The 17,590-nt window shown below is 42.5% G+C and carries 16 protein-coding genes and 1 pseudogene; 8 read left to right on the forward strand and 9 right to left on the reverse strand.

The annotated features are described in order from the left end of the window. Positions 1-18: 18 nt before the first annotated feature. Positions 19-1,551: a glucose-6-phosphate dehydrogenase gene (gene zwf, locus FGM00_RS09575; RefSeq protein ID WP_138852695.1), complete on the reverse strand. Its 1,533-nt coding sequence runs from the start codon at positions 1,549-1,551 to the stop codon at positions 19-21. Positions 1,552-1,871: 320 nt separating this feature from the next. Between zwf and gndA the strand changes: the two genes are divergently transcribed. The 3 genes from gndA (at position 1,872) to FGM00_RS09590 (ending at position 4,306) form a co-directional block, all read left to right on the forward strand. After that, positions 1,872-3,287, forward strand: a complete 1,416-nt coding sequence (gene gndA, locus FGM00_RS09580; protein WP_138852696.1) for an NADP-dependent phosphogluconate dehydrogenase — start codon at positions 1,872-1,874, stop codon at positions 3,285-3,287. A gap of 377 nt (positions 3,288-3,664) precedes the next feature. Beyond that, positions 3,665-3,946, forward strand: coding sequence for a hypothetical protein (locus tag FGM00_RS19955; RefSeq protein WP_236262991.1), 282 nt, complete (start codon positions 3,665-3,667; stop codon positions 3,944-3,946). A 9-nt stretch (positions 3,947-3,955) separates the two neighbouring features. Further along, on the forward strand, positions 3,956-4,306 hold the full coding sequence (locus tag FGM00_RS09590) for a ribose-5-phosphate isomerase (RefSeq protein WP_138852697.1): 351 nt from the start codon (positions 3,956-3,958) through the stop codon (positions 4,304-4,306). Positions 4,307-4,492: 186 nt separating this feature from the next. Here the strand turns inward: FGM00_RS09590 and FGM00_RS09595 are convergent, their stop codons facing one another. Further along, positions 4,493-5,011, reverse strand: coding sequence for a hypothetical protein (locus tag FGM00_RS09595; protein WP_138852698.1), 519 nt, complete (start codon positions 5,009-5,011; stop codon positions 4,493-4,495). Positions 5,012-5,252: 241 nt separating this feature from the next. On the opposite strand from FGM00_RS09595, the gene FGM00_RS09600 reads away from it, so the two are divergent. Continuing rightward, positions 5,253-6,041 (forward strand): hypothetical protein, encoded by a 789-nt coding sequence (locus FGM00_RS09600; protein ID WP_138852699.1) that lies wholly within the window; start codon positions 5,253-5,255, stop codon positions 6,039-6,041. Positions 6,042-6,066: 25 nt separating this feature from the next. On the opposite strand, the gene carB is transcribed toward FGM00_RS09600, so the two are convergent. After that, complete coding sequence (carB, locus tag FGM00_RS09605) at positions 6,067-8,919, reverse strand: carbamoyl-phosphate synthase large subunit (RefSeq protein ID WP_138852700.1); 2,853 nt, start codon at positions 8,917-8,919, stop codon at positions 6,067-6,069. 116 nt (positions 8,920-9,035) lie between these two features. Then, positions 9,036-9,203: a 50S ribosomal protein L34 gene (rpmH, locus tag FGM00_RS09610; RefSeq protein WP_072991142.1), complete on the reverse strand. Its 168-nt coding sequence runs from the start codon at positions 9,201-9,203 to the stop codon at positions 9,036-9,038. 174 nt (positions 9,204-9,377) lie between these two features. Here rpmH and FGM00_RS09615 point away from each other — a divergent pair, with 174 nt between their 5' ends. Next, positions 9,378-10,274: a DUF6263 family protein gene (locus FGM00_RS09615; RefSeq protein ID WP_138852701.1), complete on the forward strand. Its 897-nt coding sequence runs from the start codon at positions 9,378-9,380 to the stop codon at positions 10,272-10,274. Next, the gene (locus FGM00_RS09620; protein WP_138852702.1) at positions 10,264-10,779 is read left to right on the forward strand and encodes a DUF2892 domain-containing protein; all 516 of its coding nucleotides are present in this window, start codon (positions 10,264-10,266) and stop codon (positions 10,777-10,779) included. Before FGM00_RS09615 ends, FGM00_RS09620 begins: the two co-directional genes overlap by 11 nt. A 332-nt stretch (positions 10,780-11,111) precedes the next feature. Here FGM00_RS09620 and FGM00_RS09625 read toward each other — a convergent pair whose 3' ends face one another. After that, positions 11,112-12,059, reverse strand: a complete 948-nt coding sequence (locus tag FGM00_RS09625; RefSeq protein WP_138852703.1) for a lytic transglycosylase domain-containing protein — start codon at positions 12,057-12,059, stop codon at positions 11,112-11,114. 48 nt (positions 12,060-12,107) lie between these two features. Continuing rightward, the gene (locus tag FGM00_RS09630) at positions 12,108-12,770 is read right to left on the reverse strand and encodes an alpha/beta fold hydrolase (protein ID WP_138852704.1); all 663 of its coding nucleotides are present in this window, start codon (positions 12,768-12,770) and stop codon (positions 12,108-12,110) included. Between the two features lie 168 nt (positions 12,771-12,938). Between FGM00_RS09630 and FGM00_RS09635 the strand changes: the two genes are divergently transcribed. Continuing rightward, positions 12,939-13,232 (forward strand): GNAT family N-acetyltransferase, encoded by a 294-nt coding sequence (locus FGM00_RS09635; protein WP_138852705.1) that lies wholly within the window; start codon positions 12,939-12,941, stop codon positions 13,230-13,232. A gap of 423 nt (positions 13,233-13,655) precedes the next feature. On the opposite strand, the gene mtaB is transcribed toward FGM00_RS09635, so the two are convergent. The 3 genes and pseudogenes from mtaB to FGM00_RS09650 all read right to left on the reverse strand — a co-directional run. Next, complete coding sequence (mtaB, locus tag FGM00_RS09640) at positions 13,656-14,984, reverse strand: tRNA (N(6)-L-threonylcarbamoyladenosine(37)-C(2))-methylthiotransferase MtaB (RefSeq protein ID WP_138852706.1); 1,329 nt, start codon at positions 14,982-14,984, stop codon at positions 13,656-13,658. Positions 14,985-15,181: 197 nt separating this feature from the next. After that, entirely contained in the window at positions 15,182-16,357 is a 1,176-nt protein-coding gene (locus tag FGM00_RS09645; RefSeq protein WP_138852707.1) for a GlmU family protein, read from the reverse strand. 267 nt (positions 16,358-16,624) lie between these two features. Next, positions 16,625-16,873, reverse strand: a pseudogene (locus tag FGM00_RS09650) (type B 50S ribosomal protein L31); the annotation flags it as partial. Positions 16,874-17,056: 183 nt separating this feature from the next. On the opposite strand from FGM00_RS09650, the gene FGM00_RS09655 reads away from it, so the two are divergent. Continuing rightward, complete coding sequence (locus FGM00_RS09655; RefSeq protein ID WP_138852709.1) at positions 17,057-17,578, forward strand: DUF4199 domain-containing protein; 522 nt, start codon at positions 17,057-17,059, stop codon at positions 17,576-17,578. The last annotated feature ends 12 nt before the right edge of the window (positions 17,579-17,590 follow it).

Genomic DNA, 17,590 nt, shown 5'->3' on the forward strand with positions numbered 1-17,590 from the left:
TCCAACATCTCATATCCCCTAGCATATCACACAAAATCCAGGGTCATCGGCCAAATTTGATCCAGGGTTACGCCACCTGCCGATGCCTTCGATAAGCTCGTCCGCATTCTCAGGTCCCCAGACACCAGCTGAATAACCATAAACCCGAACATCCTCATTGTCCTTCCAATAATCTAAAATAGGATCCACAAAGGCCCAAGCTGCCTCGACTTCATCAGCTCGCGCATATAATGTTGGATCGCCCTGCATGGCATCTAAAAGCAATCGCTCATAGGCTTCCATCACATGGGTTTCCGTTAGGCTAGAGTAATAGAAATCCAAATTGGCCCGTTCTACTTTAAATCCTTGTCCAGGAACTTTTACACCGAACTTGATCAAAACACCTTCATCCGGTTGAATACGGATAATCAACTTGTTGTCCTTCTGGTCCATGCCGGAATCTTTGAATATCTGATGGTGCGGCGATTTAAAGTGGATGACCACTTCGGTGACCTTGGTAGGCATCCGTTTGGCGGTGCGTACATAAAAGGGCACATCGGCCCACCGCCAATTATCGACAAAGAATTTAAGCGCAGCATAGGTCTCTGTGGTCGAATCGGCATCCACGCCCTCTTCTTCCCGATACCCATTTACTTTCTTTCCATCAATAACAGAACTGATATACTGCGCACGAATGGTATTTTCATGTAAGGTCTTCTCGTCGGTCATTATCCGCAGCGACTTTAACGCTTTCAGTTTCTCATTACGTATTTGTTCCGCATCGGCGCTTAATGGAGGCTCCATAACAATCAGGGCCACAATTTGTAGTAGGTGACTCTGGAACATATCACGTAAGGCACCGGACTTGTCGTAATACCCGCCGCGTTTTTCCACGCCCCCACTTTCCGCATTTGTAATCTCTACATAATGGATGTAATTCCTGTTCCACAACGGTTCGAAAATACTATTGGCGAAACGGGTTACCAGAAGGTTTTGTACGGTCTCCTTGCCCAGATAATGATCAATACGATAAATTTGCGATTCTTTAAAATAGCGTTGTAGGGTAGCGTTGAGTTCTTTGGCTGTTTTCAGGTCATAGCCGAAAGGCTTCTCTACAATCAATCGGCGCCAGCCTTTGTCCTCTTTATGAAGTCCTTGTTTATGTAGGTTATTCGAGATCATTTCGTGTGCAGAAGGCGGTACAGAGAGGTAAAAGATAAAGTTGCCCTCAGTATCGTGTTCGGAATCCAACTGTGTAATGCGCTTGTTCAACTTTGAATAATCGGTGTCCTCTGCACTGCTTAATTCATGGTAGAACATACGAGCGGTGAATTCTGCGATAAATTTTTTATCCTCATCCACCAACTTCTCCTTAAGGTGTTTGCTTTCGGTAATTACGTTTTTCCGAAACTCCTCGTCGGACCAAGATGAACGACTGGCGCCTAACACCACGAAATTTTCGGGCAAATGGCCTCCTTTGGCCAGATTTAGAATAGCTGGTATTAATTTTCGTGCGGTAAGATCTCCGGAAGCCCCGAAGATGACCAAGAGTTGGTTCTGTGTTTTCGTCATAGTGTTATTTTCTTTTTCAAATAGTCCTTATTAAAGGAAATCATTTGGCATCAACATCCAAATCACATTTATGAGACGGCGACTTTGTGGCCATTGGACTTTGCATTTTTAAATATAGCCAACCAAAAGGAGTTTACAAGCCGCATTTCAAGTAAAACCCGATATTTTCATTTATTTTTGAGTGAAACGGTTTTTGAAAACGAAATGTTACAATAATGTAGAATTTCTGGAAAGATTGTCGCTGTTGCAAACCAACGGGCAAGTGTACTGAATCCGGAAAAATGTTTAGGTATAAATAATGCTGACATAAAAAATTTAACATGAAGAATATGTATGATTTTGGATTGATAGGTCTTGGTGTAATGGGACGTAATTTTATTTTAAATGTGGCCGATAACGGATTTAGCGCCTACGGAAATGATCTTGACCCTGAAAAGGTAGCCGCATTGAAAAAAGAAGGCGGGGATGAAGATCGCGTAAATGCCACAACCGATGTCGCCACCTTCGTTCAGGCCCTATCACAACCTCGAAAAATAATGATGTTGGTGCCCGCCGGAAAAATCGTGGATTCGGTTATCGAGGGATTACTGCCTCATATTGACGAGGGTGATATCATCATAGACGGCGGAAATTCCTTTTTTACCGATACCGATCGCAGGGCCGAATACTTGGCAGAAAAAGGCATTCATTTCTTTGGTGCAGGTGTTTCTGGAGGTGCCAAGGGCGCACGGAAAGGCCCCAGTATCATGCCGGGCGGATCAAAAGAAGGTTATGCCGCGGTGCAGCCAATCTTCGAGGCGGTTTCCGCTAAGTACGAAGGAGAACCTTGTGTAGCCTATTTGGGACCTAAATCTGCGGGCAATTATGTAAAAATGGTGCACAATGGTATCGAATATGGCCTGATGCAGTTGACCTCTGAAATTTACGATTTGTTGAAAAAAGGTGGCGATTACAGTAATTTGGAATTGCATGAACTCTATACCAAGTGGAACGAGGGCAGGTTACAATCTTTTTTAGTCGAAATCACTTCCAAAATCTTCAGTAAAAAGGATGATTTAAAAATGGGGGAATTGGGCCTTTTGGACCAAATTTCCGATAAAGCCAAACAAAAAGGAACCGGAAAATGGACGAGCCAGAATGCAATGGATTTGGGTATACCCGTACCTTCCATCGATATAGCCGTGAGCATGCGGGAAATATCGGCTTTGAAAGAGGAGCGTACCCATGCCGATACGCTGTACGACCGCCCCGAAGTCGAGAAAATGGACAAATTGATTCTCGCAGAGCTGGCCGAAAAGGCACTGTACTTTTCGTTTATAGTGACCTATGCCCAAGGGCTACACCAACTCGCAGATGCCTCGAAGGAGTATGGCTATGAATTGGATATTGCCGTTATCGCCAAAATATGGCGCGCAGGTTGTATTATTAGAGCGGGATTGTTGGCAGATATTACCGAAGCATTCCAAGCCGATGACCATTTGCCGAATTTATTGGTATCCCCCTTGTTCACCGAAAAAGTGCAAAGTACGGTAGGTGCCGCGCGAAAGTTGGTTGCCTATGCCGCTACCAATGGCATTCCCTTACCTGGATTGAGCAATTCGCTCACCTATTTTGATGCCTATACCAGCACGCGTTTACCCTTGAACCTGATTCAGGCACAGCGTGATTATTTCGGTTCGCATACCTATGAGCGATTGGATCGAGAAGGGGTTTTTCATACGGAGTGGGAGGAGTAAATGAATCAACAATATTCTATATTCAGAACTTTTCCAATTCTCGAGCAAGCAAAGGAGCTTAAGGTTTTACTCGATGAGAATGGTATCGATGCTATACTCGGCGACAATGTGCCTCCCGTAGATGTCACCTTTTCTGGAAGTACAATCAATAATTTAATTGAAGTTCGAATAAAGCAGTCCGACTTCGAAAGAGCAGAGCAAATTCTTGAAAAAATGCGGAAAATATTCTTGATGAAGTAGATCAAGATTATTACTTGTTTGACTTTACGGATGAAGAGCTTTATGAAATTTTACTAAAATCAGATGAATAGAATTCTTATGACTACACACTTGCCAAAAAACTATTGGCGTAAAGAGGAAAGCCAATCGATAACGATATGTTGAATTCTTTGAAAAAAGAGCGTATCAAGCAACTAGCCAAACCGGAAGAAAATCAGAAAGCTTGGATTTTTTGTGGTTATGTTTTTGCCATCTTTGGAGGCTTTTTAGGTTTAATTATTGGTTATTTTCTTTGGACTGCCGAAAAAACTTTGCCAGATGGAAACAAAGTTTATTCATATTCCGAAAAAGATAGAAAGCACGGAAAAACCATATTTTTTATTTCAGTGATTATTTTTCCTACTGCACTGTTCTTGAGGGCATTCGGTCCATTTGCATAACTCAAAGCGATGCCGAAAACACAATACCATATCTACGTTATCGAACTCCATAAAAAAGTGTTTACGGAAAACCGTCGTTTCCGTGAGGCGAATCCACAATTTAACGGGGTGCTCGAATGTTTGTATGTCGGCATGACCACTAAAACCCCTAAAGAGCGTTTTCTACAACATAAAACGGGCTATGTCAACAAAAAAGGCCACAAACTCTCAGCCAATATCGTTCAGCGATACGGCTCCTATTTACGACCAAGCTTGTACAATCATATCGGTCCCATTACAACCCGTGCAGAGGCCCTGAAAATGGAAGAAACTTTGGCGTTGGAGCTTCGTCGTAAAAGGTATGCGGTGTGGTTTAATTGAAGTAGAAGCAGGACCGATGTGCTGAAAGGGAAAAGAGCCAAGACGGTTAGTCGGCCTCAAGCTGAGCGTATTTCGCTATACGCTTTAGGTATTTTGCGATTAGAAGGCGCAAAGCGATAAGCACATTGGGTAACGTCTATGGCTCATCTTGACGCTTGATTCCAATTGTCTTGTTTCGTTTTTTCGCTACCGTGTTCTCTTTGACTTAAAGGTATGCAGAATCCCGAAGTTCAAGGTGGTCCATGATGCACCATCCAATTTGATGCTGGTATGGGAAAGGTTGATTTCCGTGTAAGTGCCAAATAGAAAGCCGATGATGGGCCTAAGGTAAAAGCCGCCATCATTGCCATCGCTTACACCAAACGCCTGACCTACATCAACGCCAAGCGAGAAGGATTGCGAGGGCCATATTCGTGTCGTTAGGGCCAAGGGCACAAAATCGATTGCTTTGTTTCTGACAGCCAATAGGCCGTCTGATTCCACAAAGCTATCTGGAAAACCGTGCACAAGTCCGGTCATCACCCCCATATCGACTACCTGCCCCAACGCGAACATATATCCGGCATCGGCTCCGACCATAACACTTGAAATATTATTGAAATCGTTATAAGGAAGACCTGCCTGAATGCCCAATTTAAAACCTTCCTGCGCGTAGGCGCCCATTCCGGACAGGGTGATGAGTAGTATAAAAAGTACTTTTTTCATGGCTTTGGTTTGATTTGTACTCCAAACCTAAAACCTTCCTTGCTGGAATTTCAATTTTTGTTGTAAAAGTGGTTAAAATGGATGTGGAGGGTGAAGAAATTGATATGATGTCTTTTTGTCAAGTATGAATAACCTATAGTAAACCTATCCCTAGATGGTTAGAGCCTCAGCAAGGTCATGGGGAAAATACTTTTTTGACCCGCCAAACGTTAATTGACTACCACCCAAGCAATACGTCAAGATGAAAACCTACACTTTTGCACTTCTGCTTTTATTTTTATCTTCCTGCACCAAGGATAATTCCGAACCTATCGCAACCGAAGAGGAAAAGAATACTGATTTCATCTCTAATTTCGATGATTTCGATGGTAGTGGTCCGCTGGTCGGATACACTACCAATAACGAGTCCGCCTTACCACAAGTAACGCAATCCGATAATAGGTATCACGCCTTGCTTACGGATAATACCAATAACATTACTTTACATTTCAACGAGGTACAGGGAAGATTGGATGCCAAGCTATTGTCATTCCCTTTCGAATTTGTAGCACGAAATATAGGAATCGGTACGGTTTCGGATTCTCAGACAGCCCCTGCCTCAGATGAAAATCCTTATATTTTTTCAGGTGTACAGGTACATGTAGCGAATTTAAATTCTGTCAACTCATCACACGTCGTGGTTGGTCACAGGGGGCCTACGGGCTTCACAATTGAAGGAAAAAATACGTTAAACGGTGCTTCTTCTGTAAATGACACAGGTGAAAACACCGCTCCTAGCGGTAGAGCGGACATTAGGATAGTCGGAAATGAAGATCGTACTTTAACCGTATACTGGCAAACTCCCAACGTCAATTATCAAGAAAACCTTGATAATTGGACAATGTACAAAGGCACCGGCAAGCTACCCGGGACAGCCCCAGAGTACGGAAATTCAGTCTACGTAGGGCTTATTACCTATGCATTTGGCACTAAGGGCATTCCTTTTGTAGGCACCTGTGATGCTATCGAGATAAATAGCGTACCAGACTGATTGCCTTCCTACGACCACATTGCATTTACTTGCTCAGATACATTTTTCTACGCCCGTACAAATCGTAGAAATCATCGTCTTTTAGGCTATCGATAAACAATATGCTTTCGCCCGTACTTTTCATTTCAGGACCTAAATTCTTGTTTACGTTCGGGAATTTGTTGAAAGAGAACACCGGTTGTTTGATGGCAAAACCTTCCAATTCCGGTTTAAAATCGAAATCCCTTACTTTTTTCTCCCCCAACATCACCTTGGTCGCATAATTTACATACGGTTCTTTGTATGCTTTTGCAATAAAAGGTACGGTACGGGATGCCCTTGGGTTGGCCTCAATGATATAGACCGTATCGTCCTTAATGGCAAATTGTATATTGATCAAACCGACTGTATTCAAGGCTAAAGCGATTTTTTTGGTATGGTCCTTTATTTGTTGCATAACGAACTCGCCCAGATTAAAAGGAGGAAGCGTCGCATTGGAATCACCCGAATGAATTCCACAAGGCTCGATATGTTCCATGATACCGATGATATAAACTTCTTCCCCATCACAAATGGCATCGGCCTCTGCTTCGATTGCCCCATCCAAATAATGGTCTAACAGCAATTTGTTGTTCGGTATTTTACGAAGCAAGTCCACGACATGTGCTTCCAATTCCTCTTTGTTGATTACGATTTTCATCCCTTGCCCACCCAAAACATAAGAAGGCCTGATCAATAAGGGGAAATCAAGTTTATCGGCCAGTAGCAAGGCTTCGTCTGCCGTTTCGGCCACTCCGAATTCAGGGAAAGGAATATTGTTTTCCTTCAACATTTCAGAAAAGCTACCGCGATCTTCGGCCAAATCGAGCGATTCGAAACTGGTGCCGATGATTTTGATTCCGTATTTCGAAAGTTTTTCAGCCAATTTCAAAGCGGTTTGTCCGCCTAATTGTACGATAACGCCTTCTGGCTTCTCATGCCGAATGATATCATAAATATGTTCCCAAAAAACCGGTTCAAAATATAGCTTATCCGCCGTGTCAAAATCGGTGGAGACCGTTTCGGGGTTGCAGTTGATCATGATGGTCTCGTATCCACATTCCGCGGCAGCTAGCACCCCGTGAACACAACAATAATCGAATTCGATGCCCTGCCCTATTCTATTTGGACCGGAGCCCAGCACAACGATTTTCTTTTTATCGCTAACAATACTGTCATTGGCGACATAGCGTTCCCCATCGGGCGTCTCGATTTCGGCTTCGAAAGTAGAATAATAATACGGTGTCATAGCCTTGAACTCAGCTGCGCAGGTATCGACCAACTTGTACACACGGTTCACGTTCAATTCTTCCCGTTTGTTATAAACCTCGCTTTCGTAGCAATCGAGCATGTGTGCGATTTGTCGATCGGCGAATCCCTTTTGTTTGGCTTCCAACAACAAATCCTTCGATAAACTGGCAATAGTATATTTAGAGATTTCCTTTTCTAGGTGATGCAGTTCTTCGTATTGTTTTAAAAACCACATGTCTATTTTCGTAATCTCATGGATACGACTCAGCGGAATCCCCATTTGAATCGCATCGTAGATAACAAAAACCCTATCCCAGCTCGGAACGGTCAGTTTTTGAATAATCTGCTCATAGTCTTTGTAGCCCTTTCCATCGGCTCCCAGGCCGTTTCTTTTGATTTCGAGTGATTGTGTGGCCTTGTGTAATGCTTCTTGAAAAGATCGCCCAATACCCATCACCTCGCCAACCGATTTCATTTGAAGTCCCAAGGTTCTATCGGATCCTTCGAACTTATCGAAATTCCAACGAGGAATCTTTACGATTACATAATCCAAAGTCGGTTCGAACAGGGCCGAGGTAGATTTTGTAATTTGATTGTCCAACTCATCCAAAGTGTACCCTATTGCCAGTTTTGTGGCGATTTTCGCAATGGGATATCCAGTGGCTTTTGACGCCAACGCCGAGGAACGTGAAACCCTAGGGTTGATTTCAATCGCGATGATATCTTCCTTTTCGTCAGGACTCACCGCAAACTGTACGTTACATCCCCCTTCAAAATCACCGATACTACGCATCATGTGGATGGCCATATCCCGCATTTTCTGGTAGGTCTTATCTGAGAGTGTCATCGCAGGGGCAACCGTAATGGAATCCCCGGTATGTATGCCCATGGGATCCATATTTTCAATAGCACATATGATGACCACGTTATCGTTTCGGTCGCGCAGTAATTCCAATTCAAATTCCTTCCAACCCATCATGGCCTTATCGATCATGACCTCGTGGATAGGAGAGATTTCCAAGCCACGGCTTAAAAGTTCATCGAAATCTTTGGGGTCATAGACTATAGAAGCTCCCGCCCCACCCAGGGTATAAGAAGCCCTGATGACCAAGGGAAAGCCAAATTCCTGAGCGATTTCTTTACCTTTTAGAAAAGAGGTAGCCGTTGCCTGTGGAGCCATGCCGACCCCGATTTCCAACATCAGTTCACGAAATTTCTCCCGATCTTCGGTGATGTTGATGGCATTGATATCCACTCCGATCATATCCACATCAAAATCATCCCAAATACCCTTTTCATCCGCCTCGATACAAAGGTTTAAAGCAGTCTGTCCTCCCATCGTAGGCAGTACGGCATCGATATTCGGATGTTTCTTCAAAATTTCGATTATCGATTTGGTCGTAAGCGGCTTCAGGTAAACATAATCCGCCATAGAGGGGTCCGTCATTATCGTTGCGGGATTACTGTTGATTAAAATGGTCTCGATACCATCTTCACGCAGCGAACGCAAGGATTGCGAACCTGCATAATCGAATTCGCAGGCTTGACCGATTACAATCGGACCTGAACCAATAATCAAAACGGACTTTAAATCTTCTCTTTTCGGCATGTTCTTTTATGTACTTTAAGTGTTGATATATTAAGAGTTTCTGGTGTTTAGGCATAAAAAAAAAGGTGCTACTTTCGGAAAAGTAACACCTCAATATTTTTAAAATATAGAATCATTTATTTTTTGTGTCGTGGTTCGGAAGATACACTAAGTTTCTTTCTACCCTTGGCCCTTCTTCTGGCAAGAACTTTTCTTCCATTTACGGATGCCATGCGCTCTCTAAAACCATGTTTATTCCTTCTCTTTCGCTTTGACGGCTGATATGTTCTCTTTTGTCCGGGCATTTTTTAAACCTTTTCGTTGTTTTTTGATGTTCTAAGGAATACTCCGTAAAACTGGGCGCAAATATACGAAGAGTTTTCGCTTTGCCAAACACTATATAAAAAATAATTTATGACCATCCGCCGCAGACCAACTGATGCGTTTTTACTACTTTTGCCCCTTCAGAACAAAACCTTATGAAAACTCTTTTTAACATACTTTTTTCAGTTGTCTTAGGAGCTTTTTGCAGCGCGCAAACGGCCTTAGGCTATATCTTGAAAAAAGATGATGTCTTCGTCGTGAAACAGGATGCAAAGCAAGTAATCGTGCAAACGATTGACGGGGCGGCCCACGAAATAACGAATAACCTGAACGGCATACTCGAATTCCGGGTTACGGATACCAACGAAACAAACTATCACATCGCAATGCGTTTTAAGGACTTGAACCTGAAAATGACCTCGAGTATTCAGGGTGAACTGATGAATGTTCGAGCGAAGGAAGTCATCGAAGACGACTTGCAATCAAAGATTTTCAACAGTCTTTTAGATGTGCCCGTAGCACTTACCCTTGCTAAAAATGGTGATATCGTTACCATTTCAGGAGGAGACAGTCTTATTACTAAAATGGTGCAAGCTTCAGGCATTGCAGATGATTTTCAAATGAACATGATGAAAAAGGGCCTAGAAAAAGAATTTGGTTCACAGGCCTTGTCGGACAGTTACGAACAAATGACGTATATCTATCCCCAAAACGAGGTTGCGATCGGGGATTCATGGGAAAATGAATACACCGGAAAGTTAAATGCCAAAAATAAATGGACTCTTGAAGCCATCAGCGAAGAGAATACAACCATTAGCGGAACAGCGAAGGTCGTGATGCATGTAGTGGATGAGGCCAACAATATGAAGCTTAACGGAACACAGCGCACCAGGATAACCGCTGACCGTACCTCGGGTTTCCTGCAACTAATGACGGTAGAGGGTGAAGCCAGAGGAACAGCTACCATGGCACAACTGGGCGATACGGAAATCCCCACTTCCATTTCATCGACTATAACGTACAAATTAATCAATCAATATCATGTTCAATAAAACGTTCAAACTTATTATCGCCGTTTTGATCATCGGTTTTGCCGGATATCAATTTTATGAAGGGAATATCGGCAACGGTATTTTTCTCATCCTACTCTCGTTAATTTTCATATTTCTATATTTTAGGAACGAAATGATTTTGTTGGCCTTTCTAAGAATGCGGAAGCAGGATTTGGTGGGGACACAAAAATGGCTCGATAAAATCAACAATCCGGAAGCGGCGTTGACGACCAAACAACAGGGGTATTACAACTACTTGCATGGAATCATTCATTCTCAAAAGAACCTCACACAGGCCGAAAAATATTTCAAAAAAGCCTTAAAACTTGGACTTACGATGGATTATGACGTTGCTATGGCCAAATTGAGCCTTGCGGGCATCGCCATGCAAAAACGTCGCAAACGCGAGGCTACTACCCTATTACAAGAGGCTAAAAAACTGGACAAAAACCAGATGCTTACGGAACAAATAAAAATGATGCAGCAGCAGATGAAAAAGATTTAGTGGACGATCTTGAGTATGCCGTGGCAGTGTTCGGTTGGCGGTTATGGTCAGGGGTTTGATCGACAGCCAAGATTTAAACCAAACCTAACGCAAACTTGCCCGATTAGCCTTCCGGCGGGCTTGGTAACACCTTCATAAAGCCATATGCCAGCTCTGCTTAATCTCCTGCGGCGCACAGATGGAGGAAAGCGGGAACTGGGTTATTTACGTAAGATTATAAACTGGCGTTAAAATAAAAAGATAGCCCTTCAAAAAATTTGAAGGGCTATCTTTTTACAGGGTAATGACCGTTAAGCTAACTGAACAATGCCACTGCTAACTGAAATCTTTTCTTATCTGTAGAATCCCTTTTCAGGAATTTCCAATACGTAGGTCTTTCCGCTCTGATTATTTAGGTGCGGCTCGCGTAACCAAGCGTTATGTCTTTTTAGAATCTTGTAATTGATGCCGTGCTCTATGGCAAAATCGGCGAAATTGGTGACCGGGGTATCAACTTCCACCTTAAAGGTTGGTACGGCCTTGTACATATCCTCCTTTTCGATATCAAAACCATATTTTGCGGGATCGCTCAAAATCTCTTTGATGGCCATAATGCGAAAAACATAACGTCCGGTTTCCTGTCCTAGTAACAAATCGTAGTAATTGTCTACTTTTTGAATTCTCAAATATTTATTGATAGCTCCAGGGCCGGCATTATAGGAAGAGGCGGCAAGGGTCCAATTTCCGTATTTTCTTTTCCATTTGTTTAAATAATCGCAGGCCACCTGTGTTGCCTTTTCGATATGATACCGTTCATCTACGTTGGAATTCACTTCAAGTCCGTATTGCTTTCCAGTTCCCTTCATTATCTGCCAGAAACCTGTTGCCCCGGCATGTGACACTACGTTCTGCAGTCCACTTTCGGCCACCGCCAAATATTTAAAATCGTCGGGGATTCCGTTTTTCGCCAAAATCGGTTCAATGATAGGGAAATACTGGTTCGCCCGTTTGATCAATAACAAGGCGTTCGATTGCCAGTAGGTATTTACCAAAAACTCGCGATCGATCCGTTCCATGATTTCAGGATCGTTCTGAGGTACTTTTTCTCCAGCAAAATTCAAGTCGGCAGGAATTTCTATCGGAGTGATGCGATAGCCCTCTGCTACATTTTTTACAGGCGTTTGGTCTTCAAGCCTGGGAAGTTCTTTAACCCACTGCGGATCGGATTGTACAGCGAAGATAAGGGTGCTGATGACACAAAAGACACCGATCAACATTAAGATACTTTTCAAAAATTTCATTAGAGGCATTTTTTTTGGGGTTATGGTAAAGGTAGTTCTAGAACTCCTTTATTGCAAAATAATTGTGGGCAGGTGCTCATTAAACCATTTGGCCCTGTGAATAATCATGGTATGCGTACCATTTTTAACGGGAATACAGTCTTTAATATTGCCTATCGGGAACACCGCATCTTTCTCCCCGTGAATGTGCACCAGACAATCCGGACAATACCTACACTTCCAATTTACGATATTATCCAAAGACCAATCAATGTAATACTTATCCCGAATAGAAAGGTATTCTTCGTAAAGTTCCAGACGTTTGGTAACCGTTTCCCCGAAAGCGTATTTGGCCAATAATTCAACATTGTTTACCAACCCCGTGGGGAGCAACTTGTGTATTTTGGTATACCTTGCAAAGAGCATGCGCTTGGGTAGCTCCGACTCATGTTTGACGCTGGACACCACAATCACTTTTCTGGTCTTAATATGGCGTGCCATTTCCTGCACCAACATTCCACCGAACGAGACACCCAATAAGACGGGATTATCATGTTTTACATGTGTTGTCATTTCCAAAGCATATTCCGATAAGGTGATTCCCTTTTTGGGTACAGACCATTGTAGCAGGTGTTGTTCAAATTTCGCTTTTGGAAGATCAATATTTTTAAAAATTGATGGATTTGCGGCCATTCCCGGCATAAAATACACATGAATTTTCTCATCCCCCATAGATTCACAAGTTGTAAATAAACTAGGAATTTAGTATTTTTTTTAGTACTTTTGTCCTTCTTAGGCGATATTATTCTCAATATTTTAAGGCCTAGGTTTCCATTTTAAATTACGATTCGGGAACATCGTAATTTTTTTGTCTAAGACCAATTTTAAAATCAACTCTATATGAATGAAGTAGAAATCAATGACAACAGTTTCTTACGCCAATTTGAAACTAAAGTTGAAGGGCATTTGGCAAAAATTGAGTACTCCTCTCAAGAGCGTAAAGTGTTTTTAACCAAGTTGGTGATTCCAGAGAGCATCACACAAGAAAGTTTCAAGGAAGATTTCATCAAGTCCGTACTCCACCACATTCAGGATAAGAACCTTCGAGTGGTTCCTACAAGTCCCCAAATCGCTGGATTTCTAAGAAAAAATAGACAGTACAAAGAAATGTTACCCGTTGGTATTCGCATTTAAGGTCTATATTTCATAAAATTTAAAACCTCTTTTCAGTTCGAAAAGAGGTTTTTTTATGGATTTTCATGTAGAAAGTTTAACTACCGAGCTTTTATCCATTGGAAATACATAGACAGGGGGATTTTAAAATCAATAAAATCGCAATTAAATTTTTGTTTAAAGACCATTGCTAAGTGATTTGGTCGGTACATATAACAAAGAACGAAATCACCCAGTAACTTAATAAGCCATATCTATAGGAACGAATCCCGATAACTACAGGAAGCATACACTTCCAAAATTAAATCTAAGATTGAAATATAAGCGATAAGGAAAATACCGAAACGAAAAAATAATCTCGGCCGCCGATGAATAAGTGGTTTCGTAACAATTAGGTAGTAATCGATAAAAACAAATAACCAAACCTATACCGGGAATATCACGCTATACGTCTATCGTTTGCGAAACGAACTCGAAACGTACGTGGCCATCTTCGTCTATTTCCGATAGTTCTACCTGATGTAGTGTATTTACCAATTCAGGATTCCAAGGCGCTTTAACTTTGATATAATTTTCAGTAAATCCGGTAATGTAACCCTCTTTGTTTTCGCCCTCAAACAGCACAGTGCGCATCGTACCAAGCTGACTTTCGTAAAAAGCCCTTCTCTTCTTTACGGATAAACCTCTTAGCATCTTGCTGCGTTTACTACGAACATTTTTCGGCACAGCACCACTCATTTCCGCAGCCGTGGTATTGTCCCTTTCGGAGTAGGTGAAAACATGCAAGTAAGAAATATCCAATTCATTGAGGAAATGGTAGGTCTCCAAAAAATGCTCATTCGTTTCGCCCGGAAAACCAACGATTACATCCACCCCGATACAGGCATGTGGCATCACCTTCTTTATTCGCTGTACGCGATTTACATAGAGCTCGCTCAGGTAACGACGACGCATTAATTTGAGAATTTCATCACTCCCGCTTTGTAAGGGAATATGAAAGTGGGGTACGAAAGCATTGCTCTGCGCTACGAAATCAATCGTTTCATTTTTAAGAAGGTTCGGCTCTATGGATGATATACGCAAGCGATGAATACCGTCTACGGTATCGAGCGCCTTTACCAAATCAAGAAAGGTGTGTGCGTGTTTTTTGTTACCGAATTCCCCTTTACCATAGTCTCCTATATTTACACCGGTCAGCACGATTTCCTTGATTCCTTTGGCGGAAATGGCCTCTGCCTTATCGAGCACACCCTGCAAGGTATCGCTGCGTGAGATGCCACGAGCCAAGGGAATGGTACAATAGGTACATTTGTAATCACAGCCATCCTGTACCTTTAAGAAAGCCCTGGTTCGGTCGCCTATGGCATAACTGCCTACGTAGAAATCCGCTTCCTGTATTTCACAGGAATGCACCTCCCCATGGTCGTTTTTCGAGAGGTCGTTAATATAATCTGTTATCTTGAACTTTTCACTGGCGCCGAGTACCAAATCAACACCATCTACCTCGGCGAGCTGTTCCGGTTTCAGTTGCGCATAGCAACCGATAGCTGCCACAAAAGCATCAGGATTCACTTTTTGTGCCTTTTTTACAATCGTCTTAAAACGCTTATCGGCATTTTCGGTCACCGAACAGGTGTTGATGACGTACATATCGGCAACTTCGGAAAAATCGACGCGCTCAAAACCTTCTTCCTGAAACCCTCTTGCAATGGTAGAGGTTTCCGAAAAATTTAGCTTACAGCCCAAGGTATAAAAGGCGACTTTCTTCTTCATTTGGCGAAATTGTCCAATTTTTTTAAGGATGCAAAGATAAGCACAAGTTTTTAATGGCTACCGGGGTTCCCATTCAAATAGAGCTATCAAGTTCGGGTTTCTTCAGGTATTAGGAGTAAAGGTTAATACATTCTGCCTTCTGTACCTATGCATTCAAACCCGTAAACCCCTAAACTTATAAACTCTTAGATCAAAACTCAATAACTCCGCCATTTTTTCGTCAGTTCAAAAACATGTTCCAAAATCCGGGCATCCACCTCGTCGAACTCCACGCCCCTACGTGCCATCATCACCTTGGCCACCTCAAACGCTTTTTGAGGTTGATAACTGCTAAAGCCCGAGGCACCGCCCCAACTAAAACTGGGTACGAAATTTCTCGGGAAACCGGGTACGTAAATATTACAATTGACGCCGATAACCGTTCCGGTATTGAACATCGTATTGATGGCGGTCTTACTGTGATCGCCCATCATTAGTCCACAAAATTGAAGACCCGTTTGCTCGAACTTTTCGGTGGCATAATTCCAAATACGGACTTTTGCATAGTTGTTCTTCAGATTCGAGTTGTTGGAATCGGCCCCAATATTGCACCATTCCCCTAATACGGCATTGCCCAAATAGCCTTCGTGACCCTTGCTCGAGTACCCGAAAATAACCGAATTGCTGATTTCCCCGCAGACTTTCCCATGCGGGCCGATGGTGGTAGCCCCATATATTTTGGCACCCATTTTTACGACGGCATTCTCACATAGGGCAAACGCTCCCCGAATAAGGCTACCTTCCCAAACTTGAGCATTTTTACCGATATAAATCGGTCCGTCCGTAGCATTCAGAATACTATATTCGACCTGTGCCCCTTCTTCCAAAAAAATACGTTCGGAATTGATGAGTCGGTTCGTTTTCGAGATAGCGGCACTTGTTCTCCCTTCGGTCAGCAATTCAAAGTCGGCCTCTAAAGCCTCTTGGTTCTTCGAAAAGATATCCCATGTGTTTACCACGCGGAGAACATCACCCTCAAATTCAATGGCCTCATATCCCGAAAAATCGACTTCCTCTTGGGTATCCGAGGTATAAAATGCAATGACTTCCTCCTCTTGAAAAATCGCCTGGTTTTCTTTCAGGCCTTGAATGAGTTCCACTAAATCCGAATTCGGCAGGTATGAAGAGTTGATTAGGACGTTCTCTTCCAATTCGACCATTGGGTACTTTTCCGAAAGGTACTCCTCGGTTATCGTAGTGGTTGTATTGCCCAAATAGTTCTCCCATTTCTCACGTATGGTCAGGATGCCCACGCGAATATCCGCCACTGGTCTGGTGAAGGTAAAGGGAAGCAAATTGTTGCGAACAGTACCGTCGAAAAGAATATAGTTCATGCGTTTATTGAATTTGTAGCTAAAATAAACAATCTGTCGTCAGTTCTATTTATTGTTGAACATATAGATTCGATCGAAAAACGACTAAAAAAGAAAGGCCCCCGATTTTCGGGAGCCCTACTACTTATATGTAGCCGCATTGCGCAGCACAAAAATCTATTCCTCTTCCTTCGCAGCTTTGGCTTCGGCTTTAGGAGCTTCTTCCTTGGCAGCCTTGGCTTCAGCTTTTGGAGCTTCTTCCTTTACGGGAGCAGCGGCGACGGGTTTTTTCTTGAATTTATCGTACTTGCTCTTAAACTTGTCAATACGCCCTGCAGTATCCAAAAATTTAGCTTTACCAGTGTAAAAAGGATGCGAAGTTCTGGAAATTTCCAGTTTTACCAAAGGGTAATCTACACCATCAACGGTCAATGTTTCCTTGGTTTCGGCAGTAGATTTGGTCAAAAACACCTCTTCGTTGGACATGTCTTTAAAAGCAACCAATCTGTAATTCTCTGGGTGTATATCTTTTTTCATTGTTTGTAATCTTAAGGCGCACCCATTCCGACAGGCACTCATTTTCAGGCTGCAAATTTAATGATTTCTACTAAACTCGCAATTTTAAAACATAAAAAAGAACTATAAAAATCACTAACTTTAATTTGTAACAAATTTCCCTCCCTTACAACTAACATAAAACAACCACTAAAATCAAAGAAAATGGAAGAAAATCAACCGAAAATCGGAAAATTCGCATGGACTTTTGGTCTCCTTTTAGGCGCAGCCAGTATTATATTTTCATTTATGCTCTACACTGCCAAAATGCATTACGAGCAAAATTGGTCCGTTCGCATCATCGGTATCGTACTGACCATAGTAGCTATTGTCATTGCGACCATGCAATACAAAAAGGCAAATTCCGGATTCCTATCACTGTCGGAAGCACTGAAACTAGGAACGGGCATAGGTTTGGTGAGCGGTATATTGGCATTGGCCTTTTACTGGTTACTGACCAATGTCATCGAGCCTGACTTTATGGACAAGGCGATGGAAATAGCCAAAGTAAAGGCATTCGAAGAGAACCCGAAAATCACGGAAGAGCAATGGGCCCAAGGTGTCGAAATTCAGAAAAATTTCGCTTGGTTGGCGTATCCAATCGGTATCATCGTTAATGTCATTTTGGGGTTAGTAATAGGATTGGTAACAGGCCTGATCATGAAAAAACAAAAAGACGCTTATTAACTTCAAAATTGT

The sequence above is a fragment of the Aggregatimonas sangjinii genome (assembly GCF_005943945.1).
Classification (GTDB): Bacteria; Bacteroidota; Bacteroidia; order Flavobacteriales; family Flavobacteriaceae; genus Pelagihabitans; species Pelagihabitans sangjinii.

Bases quoted from the DNA above. Each gene is read 5' to 3' on its own strand.
- zwf (WP_138852695.1), bottom strand. From the start codon at position 1,551: ATGACGAAAACACAGAACCAACTCTTGGTCATCTTCGGGGCTTCCGGA.
- rpmH (WP_072991142.1), bottom strand. From the start codon at position 9,203: ATGCCCGGACAAAAGAGAACATATCAGCCGTCAAAGCGAAAGAGAAGG.
- FGM00_RS19955 (WP_236262991.1), top strand. From the start codon at position 3,665: ATGTTGAATTCTTTGAAAAAAGAGCGTATCAAGCAACTAGCCAAACCG.
- FGM00_RS09595 (WP_138852698.1), bottom strand. From the start codon at position 5,011: ATGAAAAAAGTACTTTTTATACTACTCATCACCCTGTCCGGAATGGGC.
- FGM00_RS09615 (WP_138852701.1), top strand. From the start codon at position 9,378: ATGAAAACTCTTTTTAACATACTTTTTTCAGTTGTCTTAGGAGCTTTT.
- FGM00_RS09625 (WP_138852703.1), bottom strand. From the start codon at position 12,059: ATGAAATTTTTGAAAAGTATCTTAATGTTGATCGGTGTCTTTTGTGTC.
- FGM00_RS09590 (WP_138852697.1), top strand. From the start codon at position 3,956: ATGCCGAAAACACAATACCATATCTACGTTATCGAACTCCATAAAAAA.
- mtaB (WP_138852706.1), bottom strand. From the start codon at position 14,984: ATGAAGAAGAAAGTCGCCTTTTATACCTTGGGCTGTAAGCTAAATTTT.
- carB (WP_138852700.1), bottom strand. From the start codon at position 8,919: ATGCCGAAAAGAGAAGATTTAAAGTCCGTTTTGATTATTGGTTCAGGT.
- gndA (WP_138852696.1), top strand. From the start codon at position 1,872: ATGAAGAATATGTATGATTTTGGATTGATAGGTCTTGGTGTAATGGGA.
- FGM00_RS09620 (WP_138852702.1), top strand. From the start codon at position 10,264: ATGTTCAATAAAACGTTCAAACTTATTATCGCCGTTTTGATCATCGGT.
- FGM00_RS09655 (WP_138852709.1), top strand. From the start codon at position 17,057: ATGGAAGAAAATCAACCGAAAATCGGAAAATTCGCATGGACTTTTGGT.
- FGM00_RS09645 (WP_138852707.1), bottom strand. From the start codon at position 16,357: ATGAACTATATTCTTTTCGACGGTACTGTTCGCAACAATTTGCTTCCC.
- FGM00_RS09630 (WP_138852704.1), bottom strand. From the start codon at position 12,770: ATGGGGGATGAGAAAATTCATGTGTATTTTATGCCGGGAATGGCCGCA.
- FGM00_RS09635 (WP_138852705.1), top strand. From the start codon at position 12,939: ATGAATGAAGTAGAAATCAATGACAACAGTTTCTTACGCCAATTTGAA.
- FGM00_RS09600 (WP_138852699.1), top strand. From the start codon at position 5,253: ATGAAAACCTACACTTTTGCACTTCTGCTTTTATTTTTATCTTCCTGC.